The organism is Pseudolabrys sp., assembly GCF_035943735.1.
Taxonomy (GTDB): Bacteria; Pseudomonadota; Alphaproteobacteria; order Rhizobiales; family Xanthobacteraceae; genus Pseudolabrys.
On record NZ_DASZBV010000016.1, the window covers coordinates 158,949 to 171,435 of the forward strand.

At 66.4% G+C, this 12,487-nt stretch carries 12 protein-coding genes and 1 tRNA gene; 6 read left to right on the forward strand and 7 right to left on the reverse strand.

The features are described from left to right. Window positions 1-62: 62 nt before the first annotated feature. On the forward strand, window positions 63-257 hold the full coding sequence (locus tag VGV41_RS09105; RefSeq protein WP_326863493.1) for a DUF2892 domain-containing protein: 195 nt from the start codon (window positions 63-65) through the stop codon (window positions 255-257). A gap of 126 nt (window positions 258-383) precedes the next feature. Here the strand turns inward: VGV41_RS09105 and VGV41_RS09110 are convergent, their stop codons facing one another. After that, on the reverse strand, window positions 384-659 hold the full coding sequence (locus tag VGV41_RS09110; RefSeq protein ID WP_326863494.1) for a metal-sensitive transcriptional regulator: 276 nt from the start codon (window positions 657-659) through the stop codon (window positions 384-386). A gap of 45 nt (window positions 660-704) precedes the next feature. Between VGV41_RS09110 and VGV41_RS09115 the strand changes: the two genes are divergently transcribed. From VGV41_RS09115 to VGV41_RS09130, 4 genes are all read left to right on the forward strand, one after another. Next, complete coding sequence (locus VGV41_RS09115; protein WP_326863495.1) at window positions 705-3,056, forward strand: heavy metal translocating P-type ATPase; 2,352 nt, start codon at window positions 705-707, stop codon at window positions 3,054-3,056. A gap of 9 nt (window positions 3,057-3,065) precedes the next feature. Next, window positions 3,066-4,061, forward strand: coding sequence for a hypothetical protein (locus VGV41_RS09120; RefSeq protein WP_326863496.1), 996 nt, complete (start codon window positions 3,066-3,068; stop codon window positions 4,059-4,061). 144 nt (window positions 4,062-4,205) lie between these two features. Beyond that, window positions 4,206-4,946, forward strand: coding sequence for a helix-turn-helix domain-containing protein (locus VGV41_RS09125; RefSeq protein ID WP_326863497.1), 741 nt, complete (start codon window positions 4,206-4,208; stop codon window positions 4,944-4,946). Window positions 4,947-5,021: 75 nt separating this feature from the next. After that, entirely contained in the window at window positions 5,022-5,783 is a 762-nt protein-coding gene (locus VGV41_RS09130; protein ID WP_326863498.1) for an HpcH/HpaI aldolase family protein, read from the forward strand. 4 nt (window positions 5,784-5,787) lie between these two features. Here VGV41_RS09130 and VGV41_RS09135 read toward each other — a convergent pair whose 3' ends face one another. The 6 genes from VGV41_RS09135 to VGV41_RS09160 all read right to left on the reverse strand — a co-directional run bounded on the left by VGV41_RS09135 (window position 5,788) and on the right by VGV41_RS09160 (window position 9,706). Then, entirely contained in the window at window positions 5,788-6,183 is a 396-nt protein-coding gene (locus VGV41_RS09135) for a hypothetical protein (protein ID WP_326863499.1), read from the reverse strand. 193 nt (window positions 6,184-6,376) lie between these two features. Continuing rightward, complete coding sequence (locus VGV41_RS09140; RefSeq protein ID WP_326863500.1) at window positions 6,377-7,177, reverse strand: hypothetical protein; 801 nt, start codon at window positions 7,175-7,177, stop codon at window positions 6,377-6,379. Window positions 7,178-7,628: 451 nt separating this feature from the next. Then, window positions 7,629-7,714 (reverse strand) — tRNA-Leu (locus VGV41_RS09145). A 59-nt stretch (window positions 7,715-7,773) separates the two neighbouring features. Then, window positions 7,774-8,220, reverse strand: a complete 447-nt coding sequence (locus VGV41_RS09150) for a cupin domain-containing protein (RefSeq protein WP_326863501.1) — start codon at window positions 8,218-8,220, stop codon at window positions 7,774-7,776. A gap of 185 nt (window positions 8,221-8,405) precedes the next feature. Further along, a complete protein-coding gene (gpt, locus tag VGV41_RS09155) occupies window positions 8,406-8,921 on the reverse strand; it encodes a xanthine phosphoribosyltransferase (RefSeq protein WP_326863502.1) in 516 nt (171 codons plus the stop codon). 17 nt (window positions 8,922-8,938) lie between these two features. Further along, window positions 8,939-9,706, reverse strand: a complete 768-nt coding sequence (locus tag VGV41_RS09160) for a competence/damage-inducible protein A (RefSeq protein ID WP_326863503.1) — start codon at window positions 9,704-9,706, stop codon at window positions 8,939-8,941. Window positions 9,707-10,214: 508 nt separating this feature from the next. On the opposite strand from VGV41_RS09160, the gene VGV41_RS09165 reads away from it, so the two are divergent. Further along, complete coding sequence (locus VGV41_RS09165; RefSeq protein WP_326863504.1) at window positions 10,215-12,479, forward strand: putative bifunctional diguanylate cyclase/phosphodiesterase; 2,265 nt, start codon at window positions 10,215-10,217, stop codon at window positions 12,477-12,479. Window positions 12,480-12,487: the final 8 nt, after the last annotated feature.

Here is a 12,487-nt window from a genome sequence, read left to right on the forward strand (position 1 = left end):
TCAACTCCCGCCTGCCGCCAGCGGGTAGCCTGCGCTCCATTCTTTCGCATGGAGCATTGCTCATGACCGTCAATGTCGGAACGTTCGACCGCATCGCGCGCGTCGTCGTCGGCCTCGCCCTGATCGCTTTCGCGCTCGGCTGGATCGCGCCAGGCACGAGTTGGGCCTGGGTCGGCTGGATCGGCGTGGTGCCGATCCTCACCGCGATCTTCGGCTACTGCCCCGCCTATACGGTGGTCGGCTGCTCGACGAAGTGACGCTTCTGTCGTCACCGGGCTTGTCCCGGTGACCCCGCTTAGATGGGCACTGTGCACGCCTAAGCGGGATGGCCGGGACAAGCCCGGCCATGACATATCGAAAGATGCGGCTCCTTCGCCGGATACTCACCGCCCCGCGCGGCCCATGACGTCCATGAGCTCGGCGACCTTGCGCCGCTGGTCGGCCTTGTCGCCGGACGAGATCGCGTGCTCGACGCAATGTGCGACGTGCTCGCGCAGGATCTCCTCCTCGACACGGCGCAGCGCGGCACGCACGGCGCCGATCTGGGTGACGATGTCGATGCAGTAGCGGTCCTCTTCGACCATGCGCGCGAGGCCGCGGACCTGGCCTTCGATGCGGCTCAGGCGCTTCAGGTTGCCGCTCTTGCTGTTCGTCTTCATGCCGTCTATATACCCCCCTAGGGTATCCATCGCAAGGGTCTCGTCATGACCGACACCGCGCACGCACATCACGGCCATGCCGGGCACGATCACGATCACGCTGCGCCGGCGGCCGGTGGCGTCATCGACCCGGTCTGCGGCATGACGGTCGATCCCGCGACCACGCCGCACAAGCACGCCTACAAGGGCGAGACCTATTACTTCTGCTCCGGCGGCTGCCGCACCAAGTTTGCCGCCACGCCCGAGAAATATCTCGGCCCGCGCGAACCGGAACCGGTGGTCGAGGGCGCGATCTACACCTGTCCGATGCATCCGCAGATCCGGCAGCAAGGCCCCGGCTCCTGCCCGATCTGCGGCATGGCGCTCGAGCCGGAAATGCCGTCGGCCGACACCGGCCCGAACCCGGAACTCGTCGACTTCACCCGCCGCTTCTGGATCGGGCTGGCGCTGACGCTGCCGGTGTTCGTGCTGGAAATGGGCGCGCACGTCGTCAGCGCGCACAACTGGGTCGATCCGACGCTATCCAATACCATCCAGTTCGCCTTCTCGACGCCGGTCGTGTTGTGGGCGGGCGCACCCTTCTTCGTGCGCGGCTGGCAGTCGATCCTGACGCGCAACCTCAACATGTTCACGCTGATCGCCATCGGCACCGGCGTCGCCTACATCTACAGCGTGGTGGCGACCTTCGCGCCGGGCGTCTTTCCGGAAGCGTTCCGCGGCCACGCCGGCGCGCCGGCAGTCTATTTCGAGAGCGCCGCCGTCATCACCGTACTGGTGCTGATGGGGCAATTGCTCGAATTGCGCGCGCGCGAGGCGACCTCCGGCGCCATCCGCGCGCTGCTCAATCTCGCACCGGCCACCGCGCACCGCGTCAGGGACGACGGCAGCGACGAGGAGGTCACGCTCGACGCAGTGCATGTCGGTGACAGATTGCGCGTGCGCCCCGGCGATAAGGTGCCGGTCGACGGCACCTTACTCGAAGGCCGCTCCTCGCTCGATGAATCCATGGTCACCGGCGAGTCGATGCCGGTCACCAAGGAGAAGGACGCGCACGTCATCGGCGGCACGCTCAACACCTCGGGCAGTTTCGTCATGCGCGCCGACAAGATCGGGCGCGACACGCTGCTCGCGCAAATCGTGCAGATGGTCGCCAACGCGCAGCGCTCGCGCGCGCCGATCCAGCGCCTCGCCGATCAGGTCGCCGGCTGGTTCGTGCCCGCCGTCATCGCCGCCGCCATCCTCGCCTTCGCCGCCTGGGCGACGTTCGGGCCGGAGCCGCGTTACGCCTTCGCGCTGGTCGCGGCGGTGAGCGTGCTCATCATCGCCTGCCCCTGCGCGCTCGGCCTCGCCACGCCGATGTCGATCATGGTCGGCGTCGGCCGCGGTGCGCAGGCTGGCGTGCTCATCCGCAACGCCGAAGCGCTCGAGCGCATGGAGAAGATCGACACACTGGTCGTCGACAAGACCGGCACGCTGACCGAGGGCAAGCCGAAGGTGGTCGCCGTCGCACCCGATGACGGTTTCGAAGAGGCGCAGATCCTGCGTCTCGCCGCCAGCGTCGAGCGCGGCAGCGAGCATCCTCTCGCCGCGGCCATGGTCGCCGCCGCGGCCGAGCGCAAGCTCGAACTCGCTCCGGTGCGCGGCTTCGATGCGCCCGCCGGCAAGGGCGTGATCGGCATGGTCGAAGGCAAACGGCTCGCGCTCGGCAACGCCAACTTCCTCACTGAACTGAACATCGATACGACGCCACTCGGGCCACAAGCGGAGGAGATGCGCCAGGACGGCGCCACCGCCGTGTTCCTCGCCGTCAACGGCAAGGCGGCCGGCGTGATCGCCATTGCCGATCCGGTGAAGGCCTCGACCCCGGCCGCGCTCGAGGCGCTGCGCGAGGCCGGCATCCGCGTCGTCATGCTCACCGGCGACAACCGCACCACCGCGCAGGCAGTCGCACGCCGCCTCGGCATCACCGAAGTGGAGGCGGAGGTGCTGCCCGACCAGAAGGGCGCGGTCATCGAGAAGCTCACGCGCGAGGGCCGCGTCGTCGCCATGGCCGGCGACGGCGTCAACGACGCACCGGCGCTCGCCGCCGCCGCCGTCGGCATCGCCATGGGCACCGGTTCCGACGTCGCCATCGAAAGCGCCGGCATCACCTTGTTGAAGGGCGACCTCACCGGCATCGTGCGTGCCCGCGCGCTCTCGGCGGCGGTGATGCGGAATATCCGGCAGAACCTGTTCTTTGCCTTCATCTATAACTCCGCCGGTGTACCGATCGCCGCCGGCGTGCTCTATCCTGTGTTCGGCCTGCTGCTGTCGCCGGTGATCGCCGCCGCGGCCATGGCCATGTCGTCGGTCAGCGTCGTCGGCAACGCGCTGCGGCTGCGCCGCGTCTCGCTCTAGGAAGTATGCATGCGTCCCGTCATCGTCGCTGCTTTCGCCTTGCTCATCGGCACCGCGGCGCAGGCGGCAGGATGGCGCATCGAGACCGTGCCGACACCGGCGCGCGTCGACGCGATCGAGACGGTCGACGGCAGCGTCGACGTCAATGCCGGCGGGCTTTGGTACCGGCTGACGATCGGCGACAAGGGGCCAGTCCTGACCTTCCTCGACGAGGGCCCGAAGATCGAGCGGCCCGAGGGGGCGCTACCCGACGGCCATGTGGCCATCGGCTCAGGCGACATCGCGCGCGCCTGGCTCGCCGAGCCGACCGACCGCTACGACCACGGCATTCTCGGCGACAAGCTCGAGGCCGGCGCAGTCGTAATCGTCCGCCGCGACGGTGCGCAACAGACGGTCAAGCTCAAGCCCGATACCGTGTTCGAAGACCTCAAGCCACGCATTGTCGATCTCGACGGCGACGGACACGACGAGGTCGTGCTGATCAAATCGTCGCTGACGCAAGGCTCCAGCCTGGCGGTCATCGGTCTGCGCAAGAACCGCTACGAGATCGTCGCCGAGACGCCGGCGCTGGGCGCACCGCATCGCTGGCTCGATGTCGCCGGCATCGCCGACTTCACCGGCGCCGGCAACGACAACAAGCAGATCGCGCTGGTGCGCCAGCCGCACGTCGTCGGCGAACTGCAGCTCTGGACCTATGACGGCGGGCGGCTGCGCCAGCGCGCGGCCGTGCCCGACGCCGCCGACCACATTGCCGGCACCCGCGCCATCGACATGGACGCGGTGGCAGACTTCGACGGCGACGGCGTCGCCGACCTCGCCGTGCCGTCAATGGATCGCACGCGGCTCCACTTCATCGGGTTCACGCCGCAGGCGCACGAGATCGGCAGCATCGCCCTGCCCGCGGCGGCCGCGACCGATATGGCCGTGCTGGCCGACAGCGCCAAACCGCCGGTCGCGCTGGGGCTGGCCGATGGGTCGCTGGTGGTGGTCCGGCCGGCGCCCTGATTGGTGGCATCATAAGACCACTTCCAAGGCGGGGCCCGCTTGCCGTCGTCCAAATCGTTTTCCGATTGACCTTTATCAATGCCGCGTTGAGCGGCCTTGTGTGAGGGTGTAAATATTCAAATGCATGAATTTTGTGGGGCTTTCATGCAATACCCTCTGTCGGACTGGGATCTCGTGCGGGCGACGCCGCTGTTCGCTGCGATCAGCGAAGCGAACTTCCGGGCGTTGCGCGACGCCGCCATGGTCAATCGCTTCCCGAAGAACACCATGCTGGGCAAGGAGGGCGACCGCCCGCGCGTTCTTCATATCCTGGTCGAAGGGGCGGTCGAGCTTTTCGCCGGGCACAACGGCCAGAGCGCGACCATCGAAGTCGAGGAGCCGGTGACCGCGATTCACCTGCCCTCCATCATCAGCAACGCCGTCGCCATCAAGTCGGTGCGCACCGTCTCGTCCGCGCGCACGCTCAGCATCCCGGCCGATGTCCTCCGCGAGGCGTTCCGCCGCGATGCCGGCTTCTCGCGCGCCGTGGCCGAGGAACTGGCCGACTCCTATCGCGACATCATGCGGCTCTTGATGAACGAGAAGCTGCGCACCAGCGTCGAGCGTCTGGCGGCGTGGATCGTGCAAAGCTGCACCGCGCGCGGCAACAAAGGCAGCGTCGAACTCAAGTTCAACAAGCGCATCCTTGCCTCCCGCCTCGGCATGGCGCCGGAAAACCTGTCGCGCAATCTCGCTTATCTCGTGCGCTACGGCGTGCACAATTCCGGCCGCGACATCCAGGTCGACGACCTGCAGCGGCTGGAGGAGTTCGCCAAGCCGAGCATCCTCATCGACGGCGCGAACCACCACGGCCAGCCGCAGGCCGACGCCCCCGAGCGCGCTTGACGCTCGCCCGCCGGGCCTGCACCGTTCGGTCGCGCTCCGCCCGGAGCGCGAACAGCGGTGTCGGGGAGCGCGGGCATGAAACCAAACCGGATGAAGGCGAAACTCGCCGCGGGCGCGCCGGCGCTGGGCTGCTCGGTGATGTTTCCCTCGCCGCAACTCGTCGAAATGCTCGGCTTCGCCGGTTTCGACTGGGTGCTGCTCGACTGTGAGCACGGCTCGCTGTCGCCCGCCGACGTCGAACTGATGTGCATCGCCGCCGACGCGGCCGGCATCACGCCGATCGGTCGGCCGCGGCTCAACACGGTGATCGACATCCAGGTCTTGATGGACCGCGGCGTCGCCGGCGTGCAGGTGCCGCACGTCAACACGGCCGCCGATGCGCGGAGCGCGGTCGCCTCGGTCAAGTTCGGCAGCGCGCATGGCCGCGGGCTCGCCGCCGGCACGCGGCCGGATGACTGGGGCTTTTCCGGCTCGGCCGCCGACTATATCAAAAAGACCAACGACGAGACTGTGGTGATCGTCCAGTTCGAGCACGCCGAGGCGCTGCCGAACGTCGACGAGATCCTCAAGGTCGACGGCGTCGACGTGTTCTTCGTCGGCCCGTCCGACCTGTCGCAGTCGCTCGGCTTCCCCGGCAACCCGGCCGCGCCCGCGGTGGCGCAGGCGATCGACGCGACGATCGCCAAGATCGTGCGCGCCGGCAAGACGCCCGGCATGCCGGCCTCGACCGAGAACGTCGGCAAGGTCATCGGCCAGGGCGTGCGCTACATCTACACGCACGCGCCGCGGCTCATCGGCGCCGGCGCGAAGGCGTTCTTCGACGCGGCGAAGCGCTAGAGCTTCAGGCGCCTGCGCCGCCGGGGAAGAAGCACACCGGCCCGGCGTGCAGATAGGTCGCGTCGACGAACAGCACCGACTCGCTGTGCGGCGTCTGCACATCCTGCTGCACGGCGTCCTGCGGAATGGCGCGCCATTCGCCGTCACCGGCGGCCTGGTAGAACCAGCGGTCTTCCTTCAGCGCGAACTTCGCTTTGACCGTGTCGGCATCGTCGCAGCAGAACTTGTACCATTTCGCGCCGAGGCGCTTGCGCGTCTCGGCCGTGGTTTCCTGCCGCTGATACCAGGCCCGTTCCTCGGGACCGGCCTTGGCGTGGTCCTGCTTCCACCGCGCGATGGCCGGTGTCGAAATCAGGGCCGCACCCGTAAGCACAAGGAGCACCGTGGCGATTCTTCGCATGCCAACCTCCTCTTTGAGGAAGGCAATGCAGGATGCGTGCCAGGCGGACGGACGAAGAACTGATTCGCGCGGACTCGATTGCAGGACATGCATTGCCGCGCTGTAACGGGTATGAAGACCGCGCATCGCTGGATCGGCTCGCAACCCTTCGATTTGACGGCCAAGCGTGATGCATCAAGCACTTTAGCATGAATCAATCGGAGTCGTTATATTTCACAGAATTCTGGCTCATAAAGCCATTGTTTTTCAGGTACAAAATGACTTGGCAAAAGTTGGTATGTCGTTTGATCCCGAACGCGTCTTCGTAGGTAATGGCTCCATAGACATAGAGCCGCTTCTTTGATCCATATTCGACTTCATTGATATCCTCATCGGAATATAGCTTATCCGCGAATGCCGTGATGATGTAATTCTGATGCGGGCCGACGACGGCGCCCTTAGGGACAGTCGCGTCTATCATGGGAAACGGGAAGTTTTTCGGCGGCGGGAAATCGAAGATTCCCGCGCGAGAGACAGTCCGAACGTTATATGCTGGCGTATTGCCAAGGTTCTGGAGAACCATCCGTACCTCAAAATGATAATTTGTCTTCGTGTCCTGCCTAACGACGCCGCCTAAACCCACTGTCACATAGGCGCGCATCTGCCTGACGTTAGCCTCTCGGAACAACGTCGTGCTCTCATTCGCTGCTTTCGCACTGTTAGCAACTGCTTTAGCAACGTCCTGCATTGCAGCGGCAGAACGCGCGGCCTCAGGAATCGAGGCCTTCATATCTTCGCTTTGCTCCTGCGCAAAATCTCTAAGGTCTTTCGTCTCTTTCCAGAGGAGGACGGTCGAGCTGGCAAGGATAATTGTGAATATCGCGGTGATCGTTGTGTTGAGCACATTGAAGATACGTTCGTGCTCCTCTAAGTAGCCGGTCAGCCTTCTGCGACGGCTTTGTTTCTCGCGATTTGGGTGGCTCGGATCCGGAGCATTTTGAGTTTCTGCAGACATTCCCCTCTCTCCCCCAAGCTCGTACCTAATGCAGCACTCGCTGCACGTGTGGTCAAGCCGACCGCGGACCGCGCATTCGGCGACCTACCATGGACACGAGCCGCGCGTAATTTGCGTGGCAGTAAATGGGCGCACGAACCATGGCGACCCCGCTCACTGCCTCCAGATGACGCGTGGCCTATGTGGCAGCGCGTCAGCATCAGCCGCACTTGCTGATCGAATGTATCCTCGGAGAAGCTGCTAAAGGCGAGCGTGACCGTGGGGGGGGCTAATTGATGCCGCCTTGACGGTGCTGGTAGCGCAACCAAACGGCTAGCGGTGCCCAGCTATGCAGGCTCCTCCGGAGAGCGCGCTAGAGGATGCCGCGCTCGATACAAGCATTTTGTGCAAGCTGCCGGCATTGGTCGAGTATCAATTTTCAAAACGACATTCGTAAGCCATTGAAAATATCTGGTGCGGACGGAGGGACTCGAACCCTCACTCCCTTACGAGAAACGGATTTTAAGTCCGTTGCGTCTACCATTCCGCCACGTCCGCACGTGGGCTTTGCGCCGCGTCCCGCGCGGCGTTCAAGCCCGACGCGAGACGTTGCAAATCTATCTCGATAAGACGTGACCCCAGGCCGCGTCCCAGTCCTTGCCGTTGGGATCGGTGACCTTGCCGTCCGTGCCGAAGAACTTGTTCGGCACCTGGAAGATCGCGATCATCAGGCCGCCGTTCGGGCACCAGGCCGAATGCCGGCTGCCGCCGGGCCGCCAGACGAATTCGCCGGCCTTCACCTCGAGCCCCGCCTCCGGCCCGTCCTTGTCGACCAGCGAGCCCTCCAGCACGTAGGTCTGCTCGAGCAGCGCGTGCTCGTGGTCGGGCAGCGTGGCGCCGGGCTCCATCTTGAACAGCAGCGTCGCCTGCCCGGTCTTCGCATCGAAATACAGCGGCTTGATCTCGCAGCCGGGGAACTGCAGCTTTTGCCACGGCATCTCGTCCGGCTTGACGTGGCGCGACATGAGATCGGGCGCGTCGTGCTTGGCGGCGGCGGCGGTCATGGCGGGCTCCCTGCGGTTTTTTGCCATCCTACACGAAGCCCACCGTTCCGGCCACGTGTCCCGGGCGCGGCGCAGCGCGTCAGCGGTGCGCCGCAGAACCGGGACCGTCGCGGGCGCCGGCATCTGCGAAGGCCCCGGATCTGCATCGCAGCACTTACGTGCCGCGATGCGTCCGAGGCACGCAATCATTCTCCGCCGGCGCGGATCGGCGGCACGTAAGACAGCCCCGTATCCCACGGGAAGTAGATCCAGGTATCCTGCGACACCTCGGTCACGAAGGTGTCGACCAGCGGCCGGCCCATCGGCTTGGCGTAGACGGTGGCGAAGTGCGCCGCCGGCAATAGTTCGCGCACGACCTTCGCCGTCTTGCCGGTGTCGACCAGGTCGTCGACGATCAGCACACCCTTGCCCTCGCCGCGCATCGACGTGATCTCGGCGGCGACGCCCTTGATCACCGTGATGTCGCCCTGATTCTTGTAGTCGTGATAGCTGGCGATGCAGACCGTCTCGATCATGCGCACGTTCAATTCGCGCGCAACGATCGCCGCCGGCACCAGGCCGCCGCGGGTGATGCAGACCAGCGCGTCGAACGGCCCGGCCGCGTGCAGCCGCCAGGCGAGCGCGCGCGAGTCGCGATGGAACTGGTCCCACGAGACGGGGAAGATTTTTTCCGGATGCGGCGGCTCGGTCGCTTTCGCCATCGAGGATTTCTCCTGACTCACTTCGTCGTCGTGGCGACCTCGGCATGCACCCGCGCCAGCATTGCCTCCACCGCCGCCTTCGCCGCGGCGAGCTTCTGCGCATCGCGCGCACGCACGACGATGTTGGTGTTCGGCCCGAGCTTGTCGTCGATGAACGGATAGCTGCCGATGATGGTTTCCGGATGCGCCTTGGCGACCGCGGCGAGCGGCGAGCCGATGTCGCCTTCCTTGGCGTCGGCGCGGATCGTCTCCGACATCAACTTGGCGCCGGTCTTCAGTTTCGGCGCGACCTCGTCGAGCATGGCCTGCATCACCGCGGGAATGCCGGCCATGGTGATGACGTTGCCGGTCCAGAAGCCGGGCGCGCCGGACACCTTGTTGGCGACCAGCGCGGCGCCGCGCGGCACGCGCGCCATGCGCAGGCGCGCCTCGTTGAGCTCGCCGCCGGTCTTGGCGAGGCGCTCTTTTAGAATGGCCACCGCCTCCGGATGCACGTCGAGCGGCACGCCGAAAGCCTTGGCGACGCAGTCGGCGGTGATGTCGTCGTGCGTCGGACCGATGCCGCCGGTGGTGAAGACGTAGGTATAAGTGCTGCGCAGCGCGTTGAGCGCGGCGATGATCGCCGCCTCGTCGTCGGAGATGACGCGCACCTCTTTCAGGTCGATGCCGATGGCGGTGCAGTAGTCGGCGATGTAGCCGATGTTCTTGTCCTTCGTCCGGCCGGACAGGATTTCGTCGCCGATGACCAGAACGGCGGCGGTGACGATCTCGGGACTGACGGTCATGGGGAGTACCTTGGCGGGTCGCCTCGCGAACACCTAGCCCGCCCCTTCCCACGGCTCAAGCGCGCTCCGGCCGGACGCCCGGTTGTCCCCATCCGGGGCCGCCCAAGAAATAGGCAACGCTCCCGCGCTGGCTGCGCGCCGGCCGAGCAACGTGCGGATTTCGAAGGCTTTTTTCATTGGCCTGAAGCTTGCCGCGCGCTGTCGCGGAGCCGTCCTAAGGAGGCGCTCCCGCTGCTGGGGACGTGTCATGGTTGCCGCGTTCGACGAAATGCAGGGCCGCGACGGCGCCGTGCGTCCGGCCTATGGCGAGCTCGCGCGCCGGCGTGAAGTTCCAATTCCGGCCGCGCCGCGGTGGCGCCATTAAGCGCCCGTTAACCGCCGGCCATGAATTGACGCGCGATATGCCAATTTGCCGATCTAGCCATGTGAGTTGAAAGACCGTGGCAAGACTTACCACCTTAGATTTCCCCCGGAAATGCAAGGCCATACCGAAGCTTAGGGGACATCGGTGCCGTCATCGACGCGTCAGGGCAGACCTGAGCAGCGGCCCTATAGCCATTGGGATCGCGCGCGGCTGAGCGTCGTCGTGCCGATCGGCGCCATTGTCGCCGTCGCCATCGTCTGCATCGTGGTGACGGTGCTGTCGTCGGCGCGGCGCGCCGATGAGGTGTCCCTCGGTCATGAACGGCAACTGCTCAACGGCGCGCTGGCGACCTATGGCGGGCGCATGCTGCGCGACCTCGAGAGCGTCGCCACCTCCGGCGAGGCGGTGCGCAACATCCGCGACCACGCCAATCCCGGCTGGATGAACGCACGCATCGCGCCGTGGGTCGACAATTTCCTCGACCACGACGCGCTGGCGATTCTCGACGCACGCGGCCAGCAGATCTTTGCCGTCGGCAGCGGCGGCGCCCCGGCGCCGAACTGGCTGAGCGCCGCCGCACCGGCGCTCGCCGACCTCGCCGCCTTCATGCACGGCGACGCCGCCGAGCCAAAAACGGCGCTGCGTCTCGATCCGTCCGAAGCCAACAGCCGCTCGCATGTCGCAGTCCTCATGCGCCTGCTCGGCCGCCCGGCGGTGATCGCCGCCGCCGCCGTTGCGCCGCCCGTCGCGGGCGACAAAGGCGACGCGCTCGCCGCGCCGCTGATGGTGGCCGTCAAATTCGTCGACCTCGACCTGCTCGACATGCTCGCGGACCAGCTGCGCCTCAGCGACCTGCGCCCGGCGCACAAGGCGGGCCCGGCGACCAGCCAGATCGTCGACGAGATCCACGCCCCCAACGGCTCGATCATCGCCCGCTTCGCCTGGACGCCGAAGCAGCCCGGCACGGACATCGTCCACAGCGTCGCGCCGTTCATCACCGTGGCGCTCGCCGGCTTCGCCCTGCTCGCCGCCTTCGTGCTGCGCTACATGCGCCGCACCGCCGCGACCATCGCTGCCGGTGAATCGCGCCTGCGCTTCCTGGCGATGCACGATCCCCTGTGCGGCCTGCCCAACCGCATCTATTTCGGCGAGCGGCTGGAGAACACCATCGCCGACGTGCGCAACTCGGGCAGCACCGCCGCGCTGTTCTACGTCGACCTCGACCATTTCAAGGACGTCAACGACACGCTCGGCCATCACATCGGCGACGAGCTGATCCGCAACGTCACGCTGCGCCTGTCCAACACCTTGCGCGGCGGCGATCTGGTCGCGCGCCTCGGCGGCGACGAATTCGCGGTGATCTCGCCGATCGCCGACGGCCCCGAGCCCATGCAGACGCTGGCGCAGCGCATCATCAAGGCGATCTGCACGCCCTACTCGGTCGGCGGCCACAACATCGTCATCGGCGCTTCGATCGGCATCGCCGTCATCGACAAGACCTGCCCGGGCGCCGCCGACGTCATGCGTTACGCCGACATGGCGCTCTACCGCGCCAAGAACGAAGGCCGCAACCGCGCCTGCATCTATGACGCCGAGATGGACGCGGCGCTGTCGAGCCGCAAGCTGCTGGAGAGCGACCTGCGCGAGGCCATCGCCATCGGCGACCTGCGCGTCGAATATCAGCCCATCGTCGACAAGAGCGGCGAGAAGCTCGCCGGCGTCGAGGCGCTCTGCCGCTGGCGGCATCCGACCCGCGGCGACGTCTCGCCGGCGGAGTTCATCGCGCTCGCCGAACACACCGGCTGCATCGTCGAGCTCGGCGCCTTCGTGCTGCGTCAGGCCTGCCTCGACGGCGACGCCTGGGCGGACCTCACGGTGGCGGTGAACGTGTCGCCGCTGCAATTCCGCCGTCCCGAATTCGTCGGCCAGGTCGAGCGCATCCTCGAGGAGACCGGCTTCGACCCGAAGCGGCTCGAGCTCGAGCTCACCGAGAGCGTGCTGCTCGGCAACGTCGACAGCGCCGAACAGGCGATGCTGCGGCTGAAGGCGATGGGCGTGCGCATCGCGCTCGACGATTTCGGCACCGGCTATTCGAGCCTGCAGTACCTGCGCCGTTATCCCTTCGACAAGCTCAAGATCGACCGCAGCTTCGTGCATTCGATCGAGAAGGCCGCCGACGCCGCGGCGATCGTGCACGCCGTGGTCGGCCTCGGCCGCGGCCTCGGCATGAAGGTCACCGCCGAGGGCGTCGAGACCGCCGACCAGCACCTGTTCCTGCGCGCCGCCGGCGTGCACTTCATGCAGGGCTTCCGCTTCGGTGCGTCGATGAAGGCGGAGGAGATCACCGCCCGTCTCGGCCGCCCCGGCGCTTTCCTCCCGGCCGACCTGCCCTCCGCACTGGCGAGCTGACCGCACAC

Excerpts from the sequence above, each read along its gene's own strand:
- VGV41_RS09105 (WP_326863493.1), top strand. The coding sequence starts at position 63 with ATGACCGTCAATGTCGGAACGTTCGACCGCATCGCGCGCGTCGTCGTC.
- VGV41_RS09110 (WP_326863494.1), bottom strand. The coding sequence starts at position 659 with ATGAAGACGAACAGCAAGAGCGGCAACCTGAAGCGCCTGAGCCGCATC.
- VGV41_RS09115 (WP_326863495.1), top strand. The coding sequence starts at position 705 with ATGACCGACACCGCGCACGCACATCACGGCCATGCCGGGCACGATCAC.
- VGV41_RS09120 (WP_326863496.1), top strand. The coding sequence starts at position 3,066 with ATGCGTCCCGTCATCGTCGCTGCTTTCGCCTTGCTCATCGGCACCGCG.
- VGV41_RS09125 (WP_326863497.1), top strand. The coding sequence starts at position 4,206 with ATGCAATACCCTCTGTCGGACTGGGATCTCGTGCGGGCGACGCCGCTG.
- VGV41_RS09130 (WP_326863498.1), top strand. The coding sequence starts at position 5,022 with ATGAAACCAAACCGGATGAAGGCGAAACTCGCCGCGGGCGCGCCGGCG.
- VGV41_RS09135 (WP_326863499.1), bottom strand. The coding sequence starts at position 6,183 with ATGCGAAGAATCGCCACGGTGCTCCTTGTGCTTACGGGTGCGGCCCTG.
- VGV41_RS09140 (WP_326863500.1), bottom strand. The coding sequence starts at position 7,177 with ATGTCTGCAGAAACTCAAAATGCTCCGGATCCGAGCCACCCAAATCGC.
- VGV41_RS09150 (WP_326863501.1), bottom strand. The coding sequence starts at position 8,220 with ATGACCGCCGCCGCCGCCAAGCACGACGCGCCCGATCTCATGTCGCGC.
- gpt (WP_326863502.1), bottom strand. The coding sequence starts at position 8,921 with ATGGCGAAAGCGACCGAGCCGCCGCATCCGGAAAAAATCTTCCCCGTC.
- VGV41_RS09160 (WP_326863503.1), bottom strand. The coding sequence starts at position 9,706 with ATGACCGTCAGTCCCGAGATCGTCACCGCCGCCGTTCTGGTCATCGGC.